At 33.7% G+C, this 21,733-nt stretch carries 21 protein-coding genes and 5 pseudogenes; 13 read left to right on the plus strand and 13 right to left on the minus strand.

Annotated features, from left to right (window positions below; genetic code table 11):
* Positions 1–8: 8 nt before the first annotated feature.
* Both C564_RS0117765 and C564_RS37515 read right to left on the minus strand, forming a co-directional pair.
* Positions 9–2,792 (minus strand): dynamin family protein, encoded by a 2,784-nt coding sequence (locus tag C564_RS0117765; RefSeq protein ID WP_018766234.1) that lies wholly within the window; start codon positions 2,790–2,792, stop codon positions 9–11.
* A 304-nt stretch (positions 2,793–3,096) separates the two neighbouring features.
* A pseudogene (locus C564_RS37515) lies at positions 3,097–3,237 on the minus strand (IS6 family transposase); the annotation flags it as partial.
* Positions 3,238–3,583: 346 nt separating this feature from the next.
* Between C564_RS37515 and C564_RS36805 the strand changes: the two are divergent.
* Entirely contained in the window at positions 3,584–3,748 is a 165-nt protein-coding gene (locus C564_RS36805) for a hypothetical protein (RefSeq protein ID WP_003207814.1), read from the plus strand.
* Positions 3,749–3,853: 105 nt separating this feature from the next.
* Here C564_RS36805 and C564_RS33585 read toward each other — a convergent pair.
* Positions 3,854–4,213: pseudogene (locus C564_RS33585) on the minus strand (DUF1801 domain-containing protein); the annotation flags it as partial.
* A gap of 250 nt (positions 4,214–4,463) precedes the next feature.
* Between C564_RS33585 and C564_RS32250 the strand changes: the two are divergent.
* A pseudogene (locus tag C564_RS32250) lies at positions 4,464–5,642 on the plus strand (IS200/IS605 family accessory protein TnpB-related protein); the annotation flags it as partial.
* Between the two features lie 663 nt (positions 5,643–6,305).
* On the opposite strand, the pseudogene C564_RS37520 reads toward C564_RS32250, so the two are convergent.
* Positions 6,306–6,503 (minus strand): annotated as a pseudogene (locus C564_RS37520) (methyltransferase domain-containing protein); the annotation flags it as partial.
* Between the two features lie 511 nt (positions 6,504–7,014).
* Between C564_RS37520 and pdxR the strand changes: the two are divergent.
* The 4 genes from pdxR (at position 7,015) to C564_RS0117810 (ending at position 11,468) form a co-directional block, all read left to right on the plus strand.
* A complete protein-coding gene (gene pdxR, locus C564_RS0117795; protein ID WP_003198784.1) occupies positions 7,015–8,457 on the plus strand; it encodes a MocR-like pyridoxine biosynthesis transcription factor PdxR in 1,443 nt (480 codons plus the stop codon).
* Positions 8,458–8,468: 11 nt separating this feature from the next.
* Positions 8,469–9,383 (plus strand): D-alanine--D-alanine ligase, encoded by a 915-nt coding sequence (locus C564_RS0117800; protein ID WP_018766238.1) that lies wholly within the window; start codon positions 8,469–8,471, stop codon positions 9,381–9,383.
* A gap of 314 nt (positions 9,384–9,697) precedes the next feature.
* The gene (locus C564_RS0117805; protein ID WP_018766239.1) at positions 9,698–10,912 is read left to right on the plus strand and encodes an aspartate aminotransferase family protein; all 1,215 of its coding nucleotides are present in this window, start codon (positions 9,698–9,700) and stop codon (positions 10,910–10,912) included.
* A gap of 148 nt (positions 10,913–11,060) precedes the next feature.
* On the plus strand, positions 11,061–11,468 hold the full coding sequence (locus C564_RS0117810) for an NUDIX hydrolase (protein ID WP_018766240.1): 408 nt from the start codon (positions 11,061–11,063) through the stop codon (positions 11,466–11,468).
* Positions 11,469–11,522: 54 nt separating this feature from the next.
* Here the strand turns inward: C564_RS0117810 and C564_RS0117815 are convergent, their stop codons facing one another.
* Positions 11,523–11,981, minus strand: coding sequence for an ArsR/SmtB family transcription factor (locus C564_RS0117815; protein ID WP_018766241.1), 459 nt, complete (start codon positions 11,979–11,981; stop codon positions 11,523–11,525).
* Here C564_RS0117815 and C564_RS0117820 point away from each other — a divergent pair.
* A complete protein-coding gene (locus C564_RS0117820; RefSeq protein WP_018766242.1) occupies positions 11,980–12,510 on the plus strand; it encodes a hypothetical protein in 531 nt (176 codons plus the stop codon). The genes C564_RS0117815 and C564_RS0117820 overlap by 2 nt on opposite strands.
* 81 nt (positions 12,511–12,591) lie before the next feature.
* Here the strand turns inward: C564_RS0117820 and C564_RS0117825 are convergent, their stop codons facing one another.
* Together C564_RS0117825 and C564_RS0117830 are read right to left on the minus strand one after the other, a co-directional pair.
* On the minus strand, positions 12,592–13,056 hold the full coding sequence (locus tag C564_RS0117825; RefSeq protein ID WP_018766243.1) for a DMT family transporter: 465 nt from the start codon (positions 13,054–13,056) through the stop codon (positions 12,592–12,594).
* A gap of 14 nt (positions 13,057–13,070) precedes the next feature.
* Positions 13,071–13,493, minus strand: coding sequence for a DMT family transporter (locus C564_RS0117830; protein ID WP_003198769.1), 423 nt, complete (start codon positions 13,491–13,493; stop codon positions 13,071–13,073).
* Between the two features lie 128 nt (positions 13,494–13,621).
* Between C564_RS0117830 and yeiL the strand changes: the two genes are divergently transcribed.
* The 4 genes from yeiL (at position 13,622) to C564_RS0117850 (ending at position 16,643) form a co-directional block, all read left to right on the plus strand.
* Complete coding sequence (yeiL, locus tag C564_RS0117835; protein ID WP_018766244.1) at positions 13,622–14,314, plus strand: transcriptional regulator YeiL; 693 nt, start codon at positions 13,622–13,624, stop codon at positions 14,312–14,314.
* Positions 14,315–14,575: 261 nt separating this feature from the next.
* Positions 14,576–15,643, plus strand: a complete 1,068-nt coding sequence (locus C564_RS0117840) for a flavin-containing monooxygenase (protein ID WP_018766245.1) — start codon at positions 14,576–14,578, stop codon at positions 15,641–15,643.
* 327 nt (positions 15,644–15,970) lie between these two features.
* Entirely contained in the window at positions 15,971–16,219 is a 249-nt protein-coding gene (locus C564_RS0117845) for a hypothetical protein (RefSeq protein WP_003198762.1), read from the plus strand.
* 58 nt (positions 16,220–16,277) lie between these two features.
* Positions 16,278–16,643, plus strand: coding sequence for a DUF4180 domain-containing protein (locus C564_RS0117850; RefSeq protein WP_003198761.1), 366 nt, complete (start codon positions 16,278–16,280; stop codon positions 16,641–16,643).
* A 119-nt stretch (positions 16,644–16,762) separates the two neighbouring features.
* Here the strand turns inward: C564_RS0117850 and C564_RS0117855 are convergent, their stop codons facing one another.
* Together C564_RS0117855 and C564_RS0117860 are read right to left on the minus strand one after the other, a co-directional pair.
* Positions 16,763–17,800 (minus strand): serine hydrolase domain-containing protein, encoded by a 1,038-nt coding sequence (locus C564_RS0117855; RefSeq protein WP_018766246.1) that lies wholly within the window; start codon positions 17,798–17,800, stop codon positions 16,763–16,765.
* A 276-nt stretch (positions 17,801–18,076) separates the two neighbouring features.
* A complete protein-coding gene (locus tag C564_RS0117860; protein WP_018766247.1) occupies positions 18,077–19,057 on the minus strand; it encodes a ketoacyl-ACP synthase III in 981 nt (326 codons plus the stop codon).
* 143 nt (positions 19,058–19,200) lie between these two features.
* Here C564_RS0117860 and C564_RS0117865 point away from each other — a divergent pair, with 143 nt between their 5' ends.
* Positions 19,201–19,875 carry a VOC family protein gene (locus C564_RS0117865; protein WP_018766248.1) on the plus strand — a complete coding sequence of 225 codons (675 nt, stop codon included), beginning with the start codon at positions 19,201–19,203 and terminating at the stop codon, positions 19,873–19,875.
* Between the two features lie 93 nt (positions 19,876–19,968).
* On the opposite strand, the gene C564_RS36810 is transcribed toward C564_RS0117865, so the two are convergent.
* Positions 19,969–20,115, minus strand: a complete 147-nt coding sequence (locus C564_RS36810; RefSeq protein WP_018766249.1) for a hypothetical protein — start codon at positions 20,113–20,115, stop codon at positions 19,969–19,971.
* Between the two features lie 113 nt (positions 20,116–20,228).
* Between C564_RS36810 and C564_RS0117875 the strand changes: the two genes are divergently transcribed.
* On the plus strand, positions 20,229–20,510 hold the full coding sequence (locus C564_RS0117875) for a hypothetical protein (protein WP_003207784.1): 282 nt from the start codon (positions 20,229–20,231) through the stop codon (positions 20,508–20,510).
* A 159-nt stretch (positions 20,511–20,669) separates the two neighbouring features.
* Here C564_RS0117875 and C564_RS0117880 read toward each other — a convergent pair whose 3' ends face one another.
* The 3 genes and pseudogenes from C564_RS0117880 to C564_RS0117885 form a co-directional block, all read right to left on the minus strand.
* On the minus strand, positions 20,670–21,047 hold the full coding sequence (locus C564_RS0117880) for a hotdog domain-containing protein (protein WP_018766250.1): 378 nt from the start codon (positions 21,045–21,047) through the stop codon (positions 20,670–20,672).
* A 143-nt stretch (positions 21,048–21,190) separates the two neighbouring features.
* Positions 21,191–21,334 (minus strand): annotated as a pseudogene (locus C564_RS36210) (IS1595 family transposase); the annotation flags it as partial.
* 35 nt (positions 21,335–21,369) lie between these two features.
* A complete protein-coding gene (locus C564_RS0117885; RefSeq protein ID WP_018766251.1) occupies positions 21,370–21,660 on the minus strand; it encodes a DUF3784 domain-containing protein in 291 nt (96 codons plus the stop codon).
* Between the last annotated feature and the right edge of the window lie 73 nt (positions 21,661–21,733).

Raw genomic sequence — 21,733 nt, forward strand, 5'->3', positions numbered from 1 at the left:
CTTTACGGTTACTCTATGCTTGTTTCTAAAGTTAAATCTGTATAGGAATTATCCTCACCTATATTTAAGATTACTTCACATTGACGTAATCTTAATTTAAAGAGCGTTATAGAATCATGATAAACTTCAGGATTTGATCTCATTTTATGCAGTGTATCTTGTTTTTCTTGTATTTCTAAATGAGTGTTTTCTATAGCTTGTTTCAACGCGCCAAATGGATTTTTAAAGAACATATTAATATCCCGCTCTAGTGCGTTTTCAAATAGCTCAAATTGCAAGAAAAATTTGTTTATAATAGAAGCCGTTACATCGGTATAATCTTCATTTTCTAAATACTGTTTGTATTTGTTATATAGCATAGCTTTATTTTTAGGAAGAACTCCAAATAATTTCCCGGCACTTTTCAATAAAAATTGTGCTGGTGTAAATCGGCGTAAGATATTTACTTCTTCCATTTGTATTCTAGTTGTCATTCTATCAGTATCTCTGCGCCAGTCATCAAGCACTTTAAAGTCACATTCTAACTGTATTCGATTTTCTCCACATAAAGAATTAAGTCCTTCACTGATTTCTTCTAAGTACGATTGACTTTGAAGGAACTCGTTATTAGAAATTGCAATCCAATTTTGCATAGAGCGAGCAAGATTAGGTAACACAGTTTGTTCTAGATATTTTTGAACTCTTTCGTTCATCGCTGTATTTAGTTCAATATCAATGTGCCCAAAATCGCTTTCTTCACTAATTAAATCAGAACAACTCTGCAATAGTTTCGGAATATGTTCTGTAAGATCATTAGTAATTTCGTTTTTCATTGTACGATATGATTGTGTAATTAAATGAATTTTTTCCTTCTCAAAAGCAGTAAGGTTATTAATAAAACCATTTAGTTTAACTAACATATCTTCATTCCAATTATTAGAATCCACTAGGTTGTTTTCCATCTCGACGCGTTTATCCAAAAGATATGTAATTGTTTTTCGAATGAAAAACAATAGCTTTTCAGTACGTTCTGCATCGATATTTTTATGGTTAAAGTTAAAATGAATAAACTCAGTTAAATCGTTTAGTTGTTGACTATTTGTATATAACGAAGAGTAAGGGAAAATCCTCGCATGCGGGAAATATGCGTTTATTCTCGCTTGCGTATCATGTATAACTCTTTTTGCTTCTGCTTCACTGTAAATGTTATCGATTTTATTTAATAAGAAATGAATTTTTAGATTTGGTGTATGTTCTTGAATACTTAATAGAATGTCACGTTCTTTGTCAGTAAAAGGTGAATCCGCATTCAATACGAATAATAATTCGTCTACAGAATTTAAATATTCGAATGTCTCATCTCTAGTGTCGTTGTTCCTATTAAAGCTAGGTGTAACAACGAATGTAAGTTTATTTTTACTTAAAAATCTGCATGGTAATTTAAATTCAACACATGCTCTATCTCTATATGTTTGGCGGTGTAGAGACATCATGTTATGGAAATCAGAGAAATTCTCAGTTGTTGTAATTGTTGAATCTGTTATAGCGTTAATTTCTGTATGAGCGTCATTTTTAAAGACAACTACATTTGAGATTGAGTTTTCTAATATATTTTCTCCTAGTATAGAGTTAATAAATGAAGCTTTTCCGTTTCCTGAAGTTCCAGTTACTAAAAGGCGATTTGTTCTTAAATCTGCAAGCTCGCCAACTAACCATCTAAATCGATGACCCATTTCTAAATCATGTTTTTGTGCCCACTGTGTAATAGATTCAAAAAGATGTAAACTATACTCTAAGCCATTCACATGATTAATAGAATATGACAGTAGGTTTTCCGCATGTTTTATATTTGCTGAATCTATTTTGGAAGGGAAAATCTCATCCCATGCCAATACTGCTGCAGATGGAAATACAGAATGAGACGGATTGGCTACCTTTAACCAATTTGTTAAAAGATTTGGAATGATATCGTGTAATTGTCTTAGCGTATATTGACCTTGAATTAATTCAAAGTACGTTTCTTCGTAAAGAGAAGAAATTTTGTCCCATATATCGGACGAATGTATTTCGATATGTAAGAAAAATTCATTTATTGTTTTAAGCCATAATAAGTAATTTTGTTCATTTTTATAGCTGTGCCAAAGTGATGAAACAATTTGCGTAAATTGTACTTGATCTACATTATTTAATGTAACTAATACTTTATAAAAATAGTCTGGTGAAATATTTTTAGTAAATCCTTTATCGATATATTCTTTTAGAACCTCAAACCATGGAAAAGATTCTGTTCGAATTAACTCATTCACAGCAAGCTCTACTGCACTGTCAAAATCTTGCTGTTCTTCATAAAAGGAACGTGCAATTGTTGTGACGTTTGGATAATCGGGATTTAAAGAAACCGCTTCTTTAATAACAGCGAAAGCTGAATCAAGATTATTTTGCTCGATGTAAAGAGACAGTAATTGCAGTACAATTTCGGTCATAAGTATTTTGTTATCAGTAGTAATGGAGGTATAAACATTTTCAGCAACTGATAATTGGTTAAGTTCGAAGTAAGCATCCGCAATATTTTTTTGTGCCCATGGTGCTAATTCATTACTGACTTTCTCCCATTTAAAAATAGCTGTTTCAAAATCTTGATGGTGATAATAAAATTCACCTTGTGCAAAACGAATATAAGATCCATCGGAAATCTCATTTTTTTGTTCGTTTAAATAAGCTCCTCCAAGTACTTGAAGAGGTGAATGTGTTTCATTCTCCATTAGGAATGTTTCATAATATATCTTTTTTATTAATTGTTTTTCTAATCTCATTTTTTCCTCCACTATATCTTTAAAAATACATTTTTCTCCATTTGTCAATATTTTTTTGTATTTATGCTTTTTATTTTAACAAAGAATTTCTTTTGGAAAATTTCAATTTCCTTTCATTTTTTAAGTAAGATTGAATTTTAATGAGAAAAGTTTCAGTTTTTTTTCAATTTCCTTTCACTTGTGAAACAACATTAGATGTTCCTAATAACTCAATACGAATATACATTAAGTTGTAATATTCCATGTAGGGTTCTGTTGCAAAGTTTATTAAAGAATAGAGGAAATCATCCAAAAGCTCTTTATTTTATGTAATTGCAAATAAATTTCGCAATTGATCATACGCCGAAAAACCGAAATCAGGGTTCAGATTTCGGTTTTGTTTATATAAAGCGTGAACGGTTTCAATGCCTTTCAAGGTTCGTGAAGCATGACGAAGACCAACAAAACACCCAAGAAATCCGCATGTTCCACCTCCTACAGAAGAATGGACGGAAATCTCATCGATATGAGAAGAAAACAGTCTTTGATATTTTGGGTGTTGTCTATGAGTCTAATGGATTGAGAAAGCAAAAGAAAGTGCATCATTTTTAAAAGTAGGCCTATTGAGGCTTATTCTCCGACACTGATTTTTAGAGCGGGATGGATAGATGATACCGCCCGCCCTTTTGCGAGCCGGTTTACCAATCTTTTCATCAGGATCCAAACGATTCCGCTCCTGAAAAAAAGTGACATTTATTTCCTTAATACACCCACAAATTAAGAAGAAAATAGTTATCAGGAGGTGATAAAACATGAACAATGAAAAGCAAAGAAATACCGATCACACGCACCCGGTAGAGGGGAAATATTGTAGTAATGAAGGGGAAAAAGTTTGTTCTGGTGACCGTACGTTTGTATGTAAAAATAATCATTGGATAGCTAGAGGTGAATTTTGTCCAGACGATAGTACGATGTAACTTGTGTCAAAGCGATAAGGCCTGAGAAATCAGGTCTTTTTTTACGAAAAATAATGAAGATGTTGTCGTTGTAATTCCTGTACGCTAAGGAACCGACTTTTTTAGATTGGTTGGTTCAACTAAACCAGCTTTTTCAACTTCAATGGCTTCATAAATATGGGCTTTCAAGATGGTTTCCATTTCAATTATTTCTTGAACATTGGTGAACCGAATCTGGCGCGCCGCCTGTGCATTCTCCGTTTGTTGGACTAGAATCCCATGGGCATCCTGTAACAAGGCACCTTTGTGAAACAGAAGCGCACAATATTCTTTAAATCCATGTATTAAAACTATGTTTTTTTTCTCAAACGTGTAACAAGGATGCATCCATTTAAATTCTTCGGTTAGCTCACAGTCAAGAACGATATTTCTCAACTTCTCATATTCTTCCTTCCACTTTTTGGCTGCATTTAAAAATTCATCAATCTTGAATCATTTTCCATTATCCACTTGGCAAGCGTTCTTGATTTTCTGGCAAGATGGCATCTAAACAATTAATATTTTTGGAAATTAATTGTTTTATCATTTTAACCGAGAAGACCCCCTCCTCTAAACGAAGTGAAGGTGGGGGATGAATCGGTTTTGTCTTTTTTAAAGAAAATGTCTCTTTTTTTAATAGAACGTATGTTTGTTTTGTTGTATAATGATTTTATCAAACAAAATGAAGTGAGAACAGGTGAAGAAAGCGTATTTTTCGAAACGGATCTATAAGACGGATTTACCACATGAGATGGTAGATGCATTAACACAGACAATCGAAACATTTAATCGGGCGAAACGCTTTGCATTTCAAACAATCGTCCGGGAAAAACGGTGGAACCGTAAGATGCATACAGACAGTCTTCATCTTGTTCTCAAGCGAAACTATCAATTGAATGATTACTATGCAAACAGTGCGATGCAAGAAGCAAAGGCGTTGTTTACTGGTTTAATGGAGTTACAACAAATATATGAGAAACAAACACAAGAGAAGCTAAAGAAACTCAAGAAAAAATTGAAACAAGAACGGACAAAACTAACAAATCTTCGTAAAATCAAACAAAGTTGTGTGAAAGGAAAGCTGACGTTTCTGAAAAACACCCGCTTCGCGAAGCACAACAACCCCATCTCCTTATCTCGTAAAAAAGACACCTTAATTTGGCTGAGTGAATATCTGTTTGAGCACCAGTACTTAGATGTTCAAATTAAAAGGATTCAGGCAAAAATCGGCCTTTTAACCCACCGGCAATACCGTTTAACGCAAAAACTTTCATCCTATCAAACGAATATTCCAAGCGCAGTATTTGGAAGCAAAAAACTGTTTCGATCCCAATTTACCATCGATGAGTTTGTACGTAACCATGATAAATGGAAAATATTATTTTCTCGTGCTCGAAATAAACAACTTATTCTATCTGGCCGTAAAGATGCCAAACATGGGAATTTTTCGTTTCAGTACGTGCCTGGGACAAAGGAATTATGGATGACGATAAGTTCCGGGAAAACACTTACGTTTCCATCTGTTACATTCCCGTATGGACAAGAAATCATGAAAGAAGTAATCACAACCCAATTACAGTGTAAGAATAAGAAAAAGCATGGCAAACCGATTGCATGGTCTGTTGAAGACCACGGGGAGTATTACATTGTAAAATGTTTACTCGATGTGCCGAAAAACCCTCATACGAATTACAGTAAATCAGATGGTGTCATTGGTGTGGATTGCAATCTCGAACATTTTGCTTGGGCAAATGTAACGAAGGATGGGAATTACAAAGGAAGTGGTTCCCTCCGTTTTTCAATTCTAGGTAAATCCACCGGCCGAATCACAAAGATAATTGAGGCGGAAGCCATTCGCTTAGTGGATTTAGCGGAGTGATATAACAAACCAATTGTACTAGAGAAATTAGCTTCTATCTTGGGCTCAAATGATGCTTATACCTTTATGTTAGTTTTATCTATTGTAGCGTTAATATTTGCATGCTTTATGCCTAAAAAAACAGCAATACCAAAAGCAAAGGTTAACCAAGTAACAGATTAATTAATGTCATATTCAAGATGAAAGTTAAAGCAAGTGACCTAATAATTGAGATCACTTGCTTTTTCATTATAATTGTTTAACATAGCCTTAGATAAAAATAGATCATTAGTATTGATCCTTCAAACTAATGGCATAAAGCATCGTATCTTTTTTAGAAATATCATGACTTAATTTCAAATTCACAAAAAAGCTGGATGACTTGCCCTTGAGCTTTTTTTAATAAGTATAACAAAACTGATTTATTATAATTGTTTATGAACTTAACTTTATCTTATAGAGGAATCGATCTACAGAGGGAGATCTCAAAGAAAAAATAAAATTATCCTTAGAGTAGGAAAACTAAAATTACATCTTCCAAAAAATGTCTTAGCGTGGGTTTTATGTCATTTGGTTGGCGGGACCACATTACCATCAAGCTAAGAAATTCATTGTTCCCCAAAACGAAAAAAATGAGCTGAATTATTATACATAACTTTGGAAAGATAAAATCTCCGTTTTTTATTTCGAATATTCAGAATCATAATTTTTACAACACATATTAGCTGAACTACTAAACCAAAAAATGAGACTCAAAGATACTACATCAAAAGATTCATTAGGGAATTGTAATTGCTCTGCATTCATTGGTAGAAGTGTAATAGGTTTTTTATGTGTTTTTGCTTTGTTTAACAAATCTTGTGAGAGATCAATTCTTGTAAGCTGGACATCAGAAGGTAGAAAACGAAAGTCTTATCTGGTTCCAACGCCAACCAATAAAAGATGCTGTTTTGATTTGAGAGGAAGAGGAGAAAAAGATTTCTTCCTTGCATTTATTCCGCTATTCGTGGGCAGTAAGAATCCCAACTCAAACTTCAGCAAAAGCAAAGAAGTTAGGCGGGGGATCAACTGTCCGTAAAAGCCCGATTGGTGAGGGCTAATAATCAGAGGGGGATGAAGAAAAACCCTCTGATTAAAGTTTCACTTTATAAATAATTTGTTTTGCATTCTGTAATCATGAATTACAGAACCAATTTTATCTATAACTTTAAATTTTGTGAGATTGTAGGTTAATAAAAATAGGTGTAGATGTAAAATAAAGTCATGATGTTTGTAAAAAAGCTGTATGAATGGTGTTTTAAACCATACCACTAGTGAAAGAAAATACACATGTGGTGGACCTTTTGAGATAGATGTAATTATGTAAAAATGTTAGTAAGGGGGCAAGGAAGTGTTTAATGATTTTAAGTTTGTAGACAATCGTCCGGTGTATATCCAATTGAAGGATCATTTGAAAAAAATGATTATGAAAGGTCAACTATTGGAGCATCAGAAGCTCCCATCTACCCGAGAATTAAGCAAATTATTATCGATTAGTAGAACTACTGTTCTCACTGCTTACGCAGATTTAGAACAAGAAGGCCTAATCTATGCGATAAAGGGAAAAGGAAATTTTGTAGGGAAGGTCGATGCATCCCAAACACCATCTATTGAACTAAACTGGAAAGAAAAGCTCAATAAAGTTACCTTGCAAGCTGATGAATTGGATTTAATGAAGCACGGTGTTCGCTGGGAAAAAGGCATGATTTCATTCAATAGCATTGCCCCGGATGAAAAACTTTTTGATGTTGAAAATTTTAAAAGGGCTTTTTTGACGAGGTTATCCAATGAAGGTGATATCATTTTGAACTACGGATATGCCAAAGGTTATAGACCCCTAATTCATTACCTTCTTCATTATATGGAAATGAAAGGAGTAGACATTTCCAATAAAGATATTCTTATCACGAATGGCTTCACTGAGGGTCTGGATATTTTATTGTCTTCTTTAGCTAAAAAATCCGGGCGTATTATTTGTGAAAACCCTACCCATCATACTGCATTAAAGCTTTTTCGATTACATGGATATGAAATCCACGGGATGGAGATGAAGGATGATGGTATCGATATTTGTCAAGTTGAGAAAAGCTTGTCCGAAACAGATTTTGATTTTGCATATCTAATTCCGTCCTACCATAACCCTACCGGGATTGTCACCTCCTCTGAAAAAAGGTCTAAAATTATGAAACTTTTTTCAAAATATCAAATTCCAATTGTAGAGGATGGATTTAATGAGGAATTACGTTATTCAGGTTCACATTTAGCGCCGTTATTGACTTTTTCCGGACCCGGGAACAATGTTATCTATATTAGCAGTTTTTCAAAAGTTCTTTTTCCGGGCTTACGTGTTGGTTGGATTTTAGCGGATAAGAAATTAATCCACTACTTGGAAAGTATGAAAAGGGCACGAAATATTCATACGTCCACATTGGATCAGGCAGTACTGTATCAATATTTACATGATGGCTATTTCGAAAAATATTTAAAAAAGGCCAAGTCAATTTATAAGAAAAAATATGAACTAGCCCTTAATTCTTGTAATCAATACATTCCATTTAAAAGAATGACTGGAGATGGCGGACTTCATCTTTTTATAGAGTTAGAAAAAGGAATAAATGCACGTATACTTTTGAAAAAATGTTATCAAAAGGGAGTTGTTTTTTCTCCTGGAGATGTCTTTTACACGGATGGAAAGGGAAGTAATACGTTTCGATTAGGATTCTCTCGGTTAAAAGAGGAAGATATTCTCAATGGGATTAAGATAATTGGTGATACCTTAAAAAATGAAAATTAGGAGTTGGAACAATGAGAGTTGGCGTTATTATGGGAGGCGTGTCTTCCGAAAAACAAGTGTCACTCATGACAGGGGAAGAAATGATTGCACATTTGGATAAGAGTAAGTATGAAGTAGTGCCTATTAAACTAAATGACAAAAAAGAGCTTGTTGAAAAGGTAAGAAATCTTGATATTGCATTGTTAGCACTTCATGGAGAATATGGGGAGGACGGTACGATTCAAGGTACACTAGAAACTCTCGGTGTTCCATATACCGGAAGTGTCATGCTATCAAGCGGTATTTGTATGGATAAAAATATGTCGAAAAAAATGATTCGTTATGAGGACATTCAAACACCAGATTGGATTCATCTTTCAAATACGGAAGAGCTTCAGCTTGATGAAATAGATAAAATGGGATATCCGTTAGTAGTAAAACCAAATTCAGGTGGTTCCAGTGTAGGGGTAAAGATCGTATACGATAAGGATTCTTTACTTTCTTCTCTTGAGGATGTATTCAAATGGGATTCTGAAATAGTGATTGAAAAATATATAAAGGGCGAAGAAATTACATGTTCTATTTTGGACGGAAAGCTTTTACCAATCATTTCGATTCAACATACGGCTGAATTTTTTGATTATCATGCGAAATACGATGATATCGCTACGATTGAAGAGGTTGTGGAACTTCCGGCTACAACATATGAACGTGTTGCCGAAGCTGCAATGACCTGCTATAGAGCATTAAAATGCAGTGTTTATGCTAGGGTGGATATAATTATAAAAGATGGAATCCCGTATGTGATGGAAGTGAATACATTGCCGGGGATGACAAAAAATAGCTTGTTGCCTAAAAGTGCCCATGCGGCAGGAATCTCATATAGTAAGCTGTTAGATATGATTATAGAAACCTCATTACAAGTTAGAAAGAGCGAAGGTTTCTAATGGTGTATAAAATTAAAATATAATTTGAAATCTTAAAATTCTAACAAAAACACCATTTCTAGTTACTCAGTTCATTTAGGTCTATGTGAATACACAAAGCTTTTGATAGTTGTATGAACTAAAAATTATTTCGTTTTTTCTATTATTCGCGAAATATATAAGGTTTTTGAAAAGGGGAGTAAACAAAAATTCTATGCTCATATATTTTTTCTAACATGTAAATTGGATGACAGTGTAGTCAATTCAGAAGTTGTACCGAAATTTTGTGTTGGAAAATGTAAAGATAATAGGATTACACCTAGGGGGAATCATGCATGTCCGATTGGTCTCAATTAGATAAAGAATATGTAATGTCTACGTACCACCGCATACCGGTTATTATAGAAAAGGGTGAAGGTTGTAAGCTTTATGATGTGAATGGTAAAGAATATCTTGATTTATTCTCTGGTGTAGGAGTGAATATATTAGGCTACAATCATCCTAATATTATAAAAGCCACCTTTGAACAAGTTACAAGATGCTTACATCTTCCCTTTCATTTCTTAAACCCAGTTGCTATTGAATACGCCAAAAAATTAGTCAATTATTCTTTAAAAGATGGGAAAGTCTATTATACAACCTCTGGTGCGGAGGCTACCGAGGCAACCTTAAAACTAATCCACAAGTACAGACATATAACAAATCAAAAACGTGATGGAGTAATTGTACTTAAAGAAAGTTTTCATGGACGTACATTAGGTGCTCTTCACTTTACAAGACAAGAAAGTGTATATCAAAATTTTCCGCGTACGTCTATTCCTGTATATGAAGTGGAACGAGAGAATTTAGAGGAACTAGAAAGAACCATACTCAAGGAAAATCCAATTGCTATTATGCTAGAGCCAGTATTAGGAAGTGGTGGGATATATCCTTTGTCGGGTGAATATTTAAAAGGTGTTGAAGAGCTTTGCAGACAGTATAATGTGTTATTTATTGTTGACGAGGTGCAAAGTGGGATAGGGAGAACTGGAAAATTGTTTGCTTATCAGCATTTTGATATTACACCTGATATTATTCAATTTGGTAAAGGAGCGGGAGGCGGTACACCTTTAGGGGGAATAATAGTAGGTCCACGACTTTATGATATATTCTCACCAGGTGATCACGGAACAACATTCGCACATTCACCAATTGGTACGGCTTTAGGATTAACTGTATTAGAAACATTAATGGATGATGGTTTAATGCAACAGTCTTATGAAACGTCCTTATATTTAAATGAAAAACTTCAAAAAATCCAGAAGGAAAACTCCTCTTTTATCGAAGAAGTACGTCATTGTGGAATGATGTTTGGAATCAGTATTCACGACACGAATGAAAATGTAAAAAAACTACAATTAGAATTACTAAATAAAGGCATGCTTGTAGACGTTACAAAGGGAAATACAATTCGTTTACTTCCCCCTTATATTATTACAAAAGAAGAAATCGATGAATTTATTCATCAGTTTATTTCCTGTATCGAAAAATCATTCGCATTGACAAGCTGATTGTAGTAAATGCTTATTCTCTCTTCTATTTACTATTGTGGCGTTAGAATAAAGTCGTACTGTTATATCCCTTTAGCTATTATTATAGTTAAAGGATATTTATTTTTTGATGAAAGGCATTGAAAGGCATTGAAAGGAAGTTGTTCCTATGAGTAATCCAAAACATTATGTTTCAGCGGGTGTAGTCGTTTTAAACGATGAGGGGAAGATCCTGTTAATTCGTAGCCCGCGTAGAGGGTGGGAGCAACCAGGAGGGCAAGTTGAAGAAGGGGAATCTATTCAAGACGCTGCTATAAGAGAAATAAAAGAAGAAACTGGGATTGATATTTGCGTGACAAAGTTCTGTGGTATATATCAAAATCTAAGTTCAGGTGTTTGTGCGACTTGTTGGCTAGCAAAACCGATCGGGGGTAAGTTAGAAACAAGTAGTGAGAGTTTAGAAGTCGGATTCTTTACGGTTGAAGAGGCTTTACAGATGGTTACGTGGTCAAATTTTAAAGAGAGAATTGTAAAAAGTTTAGATGAAAAAGAGCAACCTTTTTTTGTGGTGTTTTAATAGATAATATAGAGTAATCAAAAATAGAGAAAGTATAGCTTTCTCTATTTTTGATTAACGTTTTATATGATTTAAAAAGGTAATTGTTTTTTCAACCGTAGTTTTATTAATCGAATAATACTTTGTTTTACCTTTTTTTCTCACATGAAGGAGATCGCCGCTTTCTAGTACAGCTAGGTGCCGAGATACAGTGCTTTGGTGTAATCCAGTTTCATTAATAATTTCTTGGGCAAATAATTCTTTATGATTAGCAAGCACCGTTAATATCGTTAAGCGTGCTTGATCCCCTAAAGCGGTAACAGTAGGGGTGATTTCGTCTATAGTTAAAAGAGTATTGGGTGTAGTATTTTGTTGTGGAGATGTTGACTTTGGTTCAAATAAAATATACAGTATCTCATCAACTTTAAAAAGAGATAAGAAGTTTCCCATATGCAATGTTGGAATAAAAGTAATGTTTTTGGAAGAACGAATTGTTTCAATCCAAGAACTGTCAGGATATAATCCGGTAATCATGAATACATGGGTTTGGAAAGTTGGATTATTATTATCATTGGGAGAGTTCACAAAAGAGAGTAAAGAAATTTATAGTGTCATTCAAGGGTTCTTTGGATGCGTAGTAATCATTACAAATATGATGATCCCCTTCATATGGAAAAACTTGAATTTAACTATTTATACAATCGCGTCTATCATCTGGGGTGTTGGGATCTTTTTGCTTGGATTTACATTTAATATTTCATTTTATTTTGTTGGAGTATGTATAGTCGGGATTGGTCTACCGTTAGCGGGACTAACGAGGGTATACATATTACAAAAACTCGTTCCGAAAGATATGTTAGGGCGAGGGTTCAGTTTTAATGCAGTTTTGCTTTACTTAGCAGATACAATATCTCTTTTGGTATTTGGAATTCTGTCTATATTTATTTCTCTAAATGTTATGTTTATTATGTGCGGAATTGGAATGATGATAATGTCAATTGCATTGAAATTCCTTGTCTTTAGAAGACACTCTGTGAAAGAAGAGGAAAAGTTAATGTGTTGAAATTGGAGGAGTTCTTATAAAAAAGGAATAAATCCAATGTAAGCGTGCGGATGTATTCCTTTTCTATTTTTTAAAATGTTGTTAGAGCTGTACTCGACTATTTTTCACAGGTTCGTACGTCTTATCAAGTATTAAGTTATAAGTCAGTCCAAGTAATACTAAAAAGCCTCCGATTATTTTACCGATAGATACATCATTTGATGTGAAGAAATCAATTATAACTCCCATAAATAATTGCCCCACAAAAATCAATAAAGTTAAATAGAAAGATGATATTTTAGGAGTAATATAGTTTGATAATACAATTACAATAACACCAACTAAACCTCCTAAATATACTACAAATGGTATGGAGTGCAATGTCGTAGCTGATACGTGAAGAGATTCATTGCTAAAGAGTAAAAATAAAAAAGAAAAAAACAATCCCGTAATATAATTAACAAATGTTCCTTGGAAAATTCCAATCTTTGCTGCTAAGTTAGCATTAATAATTCTTGCAACTACAATGGAAATTCCGGCTAAAATTGCAATGAAAATATATAACATAGTTCCATCCTCCATTAAAAAATAGTCATTACAACAATTCCCGAAGAAATCAGAAGTAATCCAAACATTTTTTTCTTTTCAAATTTCACGACCTTCATACCTAATAAGCCGAAATGATCGATAATAATAGATGAAACAGATTGCCCAAGTAAACTTAAAGCGATTGTAATAGAGACACCGAGTGCTGTGAAGCTTATATTACTAAATAGTACGGTGAAAACACCGATAGCTCCTGCACTATAAAGATAAAGCGGTATCCCTTTTTGCATGTGAAGTTTGGATTTGCTAACGAGTAAAACAATGACAATGGCAACTAATCCAACGATATGAATCATCACACTAGATGTATAGTTACCTGTCATTTCAGATAAGATACCATTTAAAGGAATCATAATGGCGATGAAAGCACCTATAATAATTGAGAGTAAATTATACAATGACGTTCCCCCTTTATAAATTTACATGTAATGTATCATGATTAAATTGTGAGCTACTATGACATATGTCATAGTGAAAGGAAGAAATTTTCTTTATAATTAAAATGAGTTACAAAGGTGGGGGATGTATGAAGAAAATATGTAATTCTCATAAGTTAGATGATTATGTGCAAAAGAATAAAATTGCATCATTTTTTAGCAATGATATGAAATCATATATGGAACTATTACTCTTTAAAAAGAATGAGCATATTTGTAAGGAGAATGAAGATATTCACTATCTGTATTTCTTTGTTGAAGGAAAAGCGAAGGCTTATAACACATTAAGTAATGGGAAATCTGTATTATTATGTTTTTATGATAGCTTGCAAATATTGGGAGATGTTGAATTAATCCACTCGCAAAAAACAGCTTCAAATGTACAAGTGATGGTAGACTCTTATTGCATTGGAATCCCTTTAGAAAAGGTGAGAGAACGATTGCTTCAGGATGCAACCTTTTTAAGGTGTATCTGTGGTTCTTTGTCTCATAAGTTAAATAGATTGTCAAAAAACAGTACGATTAATTTACTGTATCCTCTTGAGAATAGGTTAGCAAGTTACATTCTTGCGACTGGAGAAAGACTTATTCATAATGAACAAAGAATTATATTTAATGGGAATTTAACTGAGACATCGGAATTGCTAGGAACAAGCTACAGGCATTTATTAAGAACATTAAATACTCTTTGTGATAAAAGTGTAATTAGAAAGAATAATGGGTACTTTGAAGTGACAAACATCGGCCTTTTAAAAGAGCTTGCGGCAGATGTTTATAAATAAAGAGAATGTAAAAGTATATGTCTAGTGGTATTTCAATAAGAAAGTAAATTATTAAATTGTTACTTATATCGAATTTAAAAGCACACTATTGATGATAAAAAGTTTCTTATCATCAATAGTGTGCTTTTTAGGTTTATAGGTTGAGTAGAAAGAAGAATTGTTTTCCTTGATTTGTAAAAAAGAAAACTATAATATTAAATCAAACATATGAACATATGAACAATTATTCATATGTTATTGTAATAAAAAGGAGGAGGAAATATGTTAGATGTAATTATAGTAGGAGCTGGTCAAGCAGGTTTAGCTATGGGATATTACTTACAGCAAGGAAACTATAACTTTGTTTTATTGGATGGAGGGAAGAGGATTGGTGATTCATGGAGAAAGCAGTACGATTCTTTACAATTGTTTACACCAAGGGATTATTGTGCATTGCCAGGTATGAGGTTAAATGGAAATCAAAATGAATTTCCTAGTAAAGATGAAATTGCAAATTATTTAGAAGCTTATGCGAAACGTTTTTCCATACCGGTGAGGTTAAATATCAATGTTTCCAAAATAAGAAAGAAGGGACATGCGTTTGAGGTTTTTACTCCTAACGAAATGCTACAATCTAAACGAGTTATTATCGCATCAGGTGCTTTTCAGAGGCCTTACATTCCTTCTATTTCACAAAACCTTTCCAATGATACCTTTCAAATTCATTCTTCACAATACCAATCACCAATGCAAATTCCAGAGGGATCAGTCCTTGTAGTAGGAGGGGGGAATTCCGGTACACAAATTGCAGTAGAACTAGCGAAATCTCGTGATGTTACGATTGCTGTAAGTCATCCGCTTTCTTTTTTACCACTAAAAATAATGGGAAGGAGTATTTTTGCTTGGCTGGAAACAATAGGACTATTATATGCTGGAATCAACACATGGCGGGGAAGATGGTTTCAGAAGCAGAAAGATCCTATATTTGGTTATGAATGTAGAGAGCTTATTCGTAATGGGGCGATAGCATTGAAGCCGAAGGTCGTAAATGCATTGCAGAATAAAGTAGTGTTTTCAGATGATAGCGCATGCAATGTTCAGAATGTAGTATGGTCTACAGGGTTCATACCGAATTATCAGTGGATTGAAGTAGAAGCTGCAATGAATCAAGCAGGATCACCAGTTCATACAAGAGGTGTTAGCGGGGTGCAAGGGTTATACTATATTGGTTTACCTTGGCAACATCAAAGAGGATCAGCACTGCTTTGTGGTGTGGGCCGAGATGCAGAATTTTTATTTTCAGTTATTCAAAAAGAAGATTCAATGTTTAATACAAGAATAAAAAAATAGACCGGTAGCAATTCCTACCGATCAACAATATGTACATGAATTAGGAGAGGTCAAACTTTTATTAAATTCATTATAACGTATTCTGATAATTTAGAAAACTATAAAGTGATCTTTATATGTTGAGAAAGTTTTTTTGTGCTGCAATATATGGAGAATTAAGAATATCGCATGTGAAATATGTAGTATAGGTTTTATTTTCAAGGATAATAATACCAATTTCCGTGTTATTTAGAGATAGATTTTGGTAAAGTTATAATATGGATATTAATTTATATAAAATTGTTTGTATTTCTATAGTATGTCTATTAATAGAGAGAGGGATATAGTATGAAATTTGATGATCAACGTTTACTCGGAATTAGATTAGGTTCTTTACTTGTAACAGAAGAGAATCAATATTTAGTCATAAAGAAAAAAGAACATTATTCCTTATTAAATATTGAAACGTTAGAGTGTACACCTCTTGAAGTATCATTGGAGCATCTTGAAGAAATGCTTCACGAGGATCTTCAAGAAAGTATAAAGGAAATCATCGCTCCTGAGCATCTAAAGATTGTAGCTAAAAATATTATATAAAGTAAAAAAAGAAGAATGATAATTTGATGAAAAATGTAATGTTAGGTGGGGGATATAGGTGAAAATACGCATTCATGAAAAAGATAATTCTAAAATTGCAATTATAGAAAGTTCTGAAATCGTAATAAGGGATGTGCAAGGAGCATTAGACTTGATGGCATCCGTCAATTTTTCCTATGATTGTCAAAAAATATTGATTAACAAAGTAAATATTACAGAGGAATTTTTTAACTTAAGAACTGGCCTAGCGGGTGAAATATTACAAAAATATATGAACTACCGCATAAAATTAGCTATTGTTGGGGATTTCAATGTATACAATAGTAAAAGTCTTGCGGATTTTATATATGAATGTAATAAAGGAAAAGCTGTATTTTTTTTAAAAGATGAGGAATCCGCTTTAAGTGCTCTTCACTGTGTGTAGTTTCGGATATATAATTTTTTGTACTTAACTCTATAAAAAATTTTCTGTATGTTCTTGTCAGAACTAAAAAAAGCTAGCCTTTCGCTAGCTTTTTTAATGATAGCCCTTACTAAAGCTTTCTATAGTTCTAATAAGTTAATAATTTCTCCAATAATCCCTTCATTTTGGTGAACACCTAGGTCTGAATTTGTCATAATGATAGCACCGGTGCCTTTATGTGGATATGCAACAATCATACATTGAAAGCCAACGCCCCAGCCAAGTGAAGAAATTTGTATTTCTTGCTTTGGATTGTCTAGAAATACACCTAATCCGGTCCATTTTGAGCAACCTTGTGGGGAAATCATTTCTTTCATTATTTTTGATGATAGTCCGAGTTTACTATTGCCTTGCAAAGAATGGCTGATTTCCATTACTAGAGCAGCTAAATCTGTTGGGGTGGACCAAATTCCTGCAGCAGCTGAATAGGGATAGAACGGATACTTTCCATCTACTACATGTTCGTTCTTATTGTGACCACATGCAAAGTGATCATTTGTGATCTCTTGTTTAGGAGATTCTAGTGTACTGTTATTCATATTTAAAGGTCCAAATATTAACTCTTGTAATAATAGATTAAAAGATTTTCCAGTAACGTCTTCTATCAGTTGTTCTATTATACAAAATCCAGCATCGGAATAGTGAAACTTGCTTTCAGGCTCATATTGAACTTCGATAGGGACTGAGCAATAGGATGTTTTACCTTGAAGGATCTGTAAAATCGCAGGTTTTCCTTGGATGGGGTGATATATATCAAAACTTTCATCCGGATCAATAATTCCTGATTGATGACTTAATAGATTTCGTAAGGTAACTTTTTTATCATAAGTGAATTTATTTTCAGGAACTTTCCAGGATATAAGACGGTTATTTACATTTTCATCTAAGTCCAGTATTCCTTGATCTGCTAATTTCAATACGAGCATCGCTGTGAGGAATTTACTTATAGAACAAGCGTTGAAAATAGAATTCACGTTAACTTTTCTAACCGTCCTCAATTCAAGTGCGCCAAAGCCTTCAGCATGTTCTAATTCTCCATTACGAATAATAGCTAGGCTTAATCCAGCTACCGGATATTGATTTATTTTTTCATATATATCTAGCGTTTTGAGTTCCATATGATTATTCTCCTTTTTCAATGTTATATTCACTATATAATAAACAAAATGTTAAATAAAGGAATATAATGCGATGTATCGTATTTAACTAGATTGGGAGCGGAATGTTAAAAGTAAGATATAAAGGGAGAGAGAATAGTTAGCTTTTTCGTTAGATCAAAGACGAAATCAATGCATTAATTTCACCACAAATGTAATGACCCAATAAAGAGTTGAGAGATACATAAATGATTTGTAAGGCTGATGTGATAAAACATCAGCCTTTATGTTACGTACTTATATATTCCATCTTAAAATTAGTCCTGCATGTACAAGGCCTCCACCGAATCCATACAAAAGTAAAGTGTCGCCATTATTGATTTTTCCATCTTTTAATCCAATATCAAGTGCTAATGGGATAGAAGCAGCAGAGGTGTTTCCGCAATATTGTAGACTCATGAGTGTGCGATCAAGAGAAATACCTGTTCGTTCACAAATGGATTCAATCATCCTCAAATTGACACTATGTGGAATGAACCAATCAATATTTGATATATTTAAATGATTTTTTTCTAGTAATTCTTGTACGCCTTGTGGGACTGTATTTACAGCCCATTTGTAAACGGCTCTTCCGTTTTGAACGAGGTAAGGTGTGTCTTGTAATTGAGTTCCATTCATTGTTTTGGATAAGGCAGTTTGATATAAGTTGATTCCGCCAGAACCTTTAGATCCCATATGAGTTCCTAAAAAACTAGGGTTGTTTTCATCATATTCTACAAGGGCTGCACCAGCGCCATCTCCGAAAAGTATACAAGTAGTACGGTCGCTATAATCTGTGATTTTTGAAAGAGTTTCCGCACCGATAACTAGTATCTTTTTGTTTGTCCCGGAAGTAATAAGGCCGTTGGCAACAATTAGTCCATACACGAACCCAGCGCAAGCTGCACTAATATCAATTGCGCCTGTATGAGGTATTTCAAAATGAGCCTGAACTTGACTTGCTGTATTTGGGAACATGTAATCAGGTGTAGCAGTTGCGACAATAATTAAATCAACGTCATCAATAGAAACGTGGAATCGGTCGATTAAATTTTGAACAGCTCGAATACATAAAGTTGTAGAAAATTCATCAGAGGAAGTGATTCTTCTCTCATGCATACCGGTTCGCTGCACAATCCATTCATCTGTCGTTTCAACAAGATTCGATAAATCTTCATTTGATAGAACTTTCTCGGGTACATAAGTCCCGACAGCTGTAATTCGTGCTTTTGAATTCATACAAATCCCCCTCGTTTTATCACTAAGTTATAATACCTGGTTCTGATTATAAATAAAATTTCTTATTAATTCAATTATTTGTAAAAATAAGTCATTAATTATATGATCTGAATATAGAACTGGACTAGAAGGGAGAGTTTTTGATGTTGATAAGTAGGGTTACTTTATACAGTAACGCATTAGAAGAAATGAAAGATTTCTATTTAAATAAATTAGATTTTCAGTTATTACATAGTAGTGAAATGAGTTTTAGCATCCAAGTGGGAGAGAGTGAATTAGAATTTCGAAAAAATAATTTCAATAGCAAGCCTCTTTATCATTTTGCTTTCAATATACCGTCCAATCAGTTTTCTGAAGCAAAAGAATGGGCAAAAAAGATGGTCGTTTTAAATGTAGAAGATGGAGAGGATGAAGTATATTTTTCACGCTCAAATGCACATTCGTTCTATTTTATGGATCCTGCGGGGAATATTGTAGAGTTTATCTCTAGGCATACTATATCTCCAGAAAGTAATGAGCCTTTTTCGGTTCATTCTATATTAAATGTAAGTGAAATGAGTATGACGACAGATCAGGTTCTCGCAGTAGGGAACCAATTGATAGAATATGGGATTTCAGTAAGAGACGGAGAAGCGTTAAGTGATGGTTTTCATTTTATGGGAGAAAACGGAGTCTACTTATTATTAGGGCTATCAGGGCGTCGGTGGTTTTTCTCAGAGTTAGATGCAGCGGTTCATCCGTTACAAATAGAAATTGATAACGAAAAACAGATTGAGATAAATAGACAAGGAGAATGTAATATATCCATTAAGAAGTAAAGGGATCCAGATAAATGCCCTCATTTGTTTAAGATGAGGGCAGTAGTATTATGGTGTTTTTGAGGGAGTCTTGTATCGAAATATGTATAAAGTTCATCCTGCCATAATGAGCGGGATGATAACTGTTTTATTTTCGATTTGTTTTTTTTTGAAAATGAACCAGCCAATCATATCGAATAGTAAAGTCAATACAATGCAAAGGACGACAAATTGCAATGAAAATTTGAGGTAACGAATCATAGTGTATGCCCTCCTTCACATCAATGTAATAACTATATATGAAATTCATTTCATGGTAAAATTTTGATATTGAACATTGGTGCGAAATACATAGATTGTAAGGAGAGGAGAATATGGAATTTTGGATTGTAATACCATTTATTGTTTTTGGAGCCATTTATATTGGAGAGAAATTAAAGCAAATGGAAAAAAGAACGGATGCTAGACTAAAGCGTATGGAAACTAGATTAGAATTAATAAAAAAACAAATGGGAATTAGAGAGGTAGAGCCCGAAATTAATAATGAACTGCGGCAGCTTGTGAAAGATGGAAAAACAATTACAGCAGTTAAGAAAGCGCGCGAAGCATTTGGGTATTCATTGCTGGAAGCGAAAGAATATGTGGATTCTTTATAACAATATAAATAGATCCATATCTTAATATGGATTATACTGAATGGAAAGTAGAAAAAAGATAAGCAAATTTGCTTATCTTTTTTCTTTTTCGCTCTGTTAAATTTTAATGTTGCTAATCAGATTCTAACGCTCCAGTTAATTGAAGAAGGTAGAAAGAATTCACAGTATTACACCTGAAAAGTTGCCTTTTAATACTACTTTTTCATTCTGATTTTTACATAAAAAGGATGCGATAATAGCTGTTCTATGATTTTCTTTCCTTTCGTACTTTTCAATTTTAGCTTCACAAATTATTGTATCCCCTGTAAATACAGGTCTTAAAAACTCAAAATTCATAGTACGAGCCAGTACGTTATTATCTCCACCCATTTTCGTTGGTAGAGTTGCCGTTAGTAACCCTTGAGTTACAAGTCTTCCCTGTTCATCTGGGGTTATATGGTGAATCCCTTCATCACCTGAAACCTCTGTAAATAATTCAACATCTTTTACTGTAAAAGTTCGTTCAAACGTAATTATATCTTCGACTTTTAAAGACATATAAATCTCCTCCCTGAAGTTTAAATACTGTTATGGCCAGGTTTAATCTGAATATTATAACAATACCAAACGGTGTTCAACCATTCCGACCGTTAGTTCAATAAGGACTACACATTGAATTTTGATAAGCGTAAACCGTCATACGTTTTTCTCATTTCATTGATTAGACGACCACCAACAGAGGATGTAGGTTCAACAGAGTGTTTCTCTCATTGAAAAGCTTGTTTTTTTTTCGTTTGAGATAGTTTGTCCATATGCTTTAATAAGTTATTAAATGCTTTGTTCACCATTTCCCCTTAACAGAGCCTTCTTTTTAGAAGGATTAGTGAACCATTCTTGTGTTCACATAAGCTGCTAATACAACATGTCCAACGATAATAATAGGAACAATAATTTGTATGTTGGGCGTAGTGAAGACGCTACCTATTGCCGCAATAACACCAGCTGCTAAGTTATAAATCCCAACTATGTTTGCTAGTTTTTGCTTATCTTGTACACGCTTTTCGTTAAATCCAGATAAGAGCCAAGTATACTGTTTTACTCCTACAAAGTAAGATAATGCGAAAGAAATTATAGCGATGATACATAATGATGGAGAAGCGAATAGGGCCATGATTACACCTCCGAAATCATTCTTATCCCGCATTAACGGGCAGTAACACTCCCACCTCAAAATTCAGCGGAAG

The organism is Bacillus sp. 105MF, from assembly GCF_000374885.1.
In the GTDB taxonomy this organism is placed as follows: Bacteria; Bacillota; Bacilli; order Bacillales; family Bacillaceae_G; genus Bacillus_A; species Bacillus_A pseudomycoides.

Bases quoted from the DNA above. Each gene is read 5' to 3' on its own strand.
- C564_RS0117855 (WP_018766246.1), bottom strand. From the start codon at position 17,800: ATGGAACTCAAAACGCTAGATATATATGAAAAAATAAATCAATATCCG.
- C564_RS0117810 (WP_018766240.1), top strand. From the start codon at position 11,061: ATGAGTAATCCAAAACATTATGTTTCAGCGGGTGTAGTCGTTTTAAAC.
- C564_RS0117860 (WP_018766247.1), bottom strand. From the start codon at position 19,057: ATGAATTCAAAAGCACGAATTACAGCTGTCGGGACTTATGTACCCGAG.
- C564_RS0117875 (WP_003207784.1), top strand. From the start codon at position 20,229: ATGGAATTTTGGATTGTAATACCATTTATTGTTTTTGGAGCCATTTAT.
- C564_RS0117820 (WP_018766242.1), top strand. From the start codon at position 11,980: ATGAATACATGGGTTTGGAAAGTTGGATTATTATTATCATTGGGAGAG.
- C564_RS0117805 (WP_018766239.1), top strand. From the start codon at position 9,698: ATGTCCGATTGGTCTCAATTAGATAAAGAATATGTAATGTCTACGTAC.
- C564_RS0117815 (WP_018766241.1), bottom strand. From the start codon at position 11,981: ATGATTACCGGATTATATCCTGACAGTTCTTGGATTGAAACAATTCGT.
- C564_RS0117880 (WP_018766250.1), bottom strand. From the start codon at position 21,047: ATGTCTTTAAAAGTCGAAGATATAATTACGTTTGAACGAACTTTTACA.
- C564_RS0117765 (WP_018766234.1), bottom strand. From the start codon at position 2,792: ATGAGATTAGAAAAACAATTAATAAAAAAGATATATTATGAAACATTC.
- C564_RS36805 (WP_003207814.1), top strand. From the start codon at position 3,584: ATGAACAATGAAAAGCAAAGAAATACCGATCACACGCACCCGGTAGAG.
- C564_RS0117865 (WP_018766248.1), top strand. From the start codon at position 19,201: ATGTTGATAAGTAGGGTTACTTTATACAGTAACGCATTAGAAGAAATG.
- yeiL (WP_018766244.1), top strand. From the start codon at position 13,622: ATGAAGAAAATATGTAATTCTCATAAGTTAGATGATTATGTGCAAAAG.
- C564_RS36810 (WP_018766249.1), bottom strand. From the start codon at position 20,115: ATGATTCGTTACCTCAAATTTTCATTGCAATTTGTCGTCCTTTGCATT.
- C564_RS0117845 (WP_003198762.1), top strand. From the start codon at position 15,971: ATGAAATTTGATGATCAACGTTTACTCGGAATTAGATTAGGTTCTTTA.
- C564_RS0117840 (WP_018766245.1), top strand. From the start codon at position 14,576: ATGTTAGATGTAATTATAGTAGGAGCTGGTCAAGCAGGTTTAGCTATG.
- C564_RS0117825 (WP_018766243.1), bottom strand. From the start codon at position 13,056: ATGTTATATATTTTCATTGCAATTTTAGCCGGAATTTCCATTGTAGTT.
- C564_RS0117800 (WP_018766238.1), top strand. From the start codon at position 8,469: ATGAGAGTTGGCGTTATTATGGGAGGCGTGTCTTCCGAAAAACAAGTG.
- C564_RS0117885 (WP_018766251.1), bottom strand. From the start codon at position 21,660: ATGGCCCTATTCGCTTCTCCATCATTATGTATCATCGCTATAATTTCT.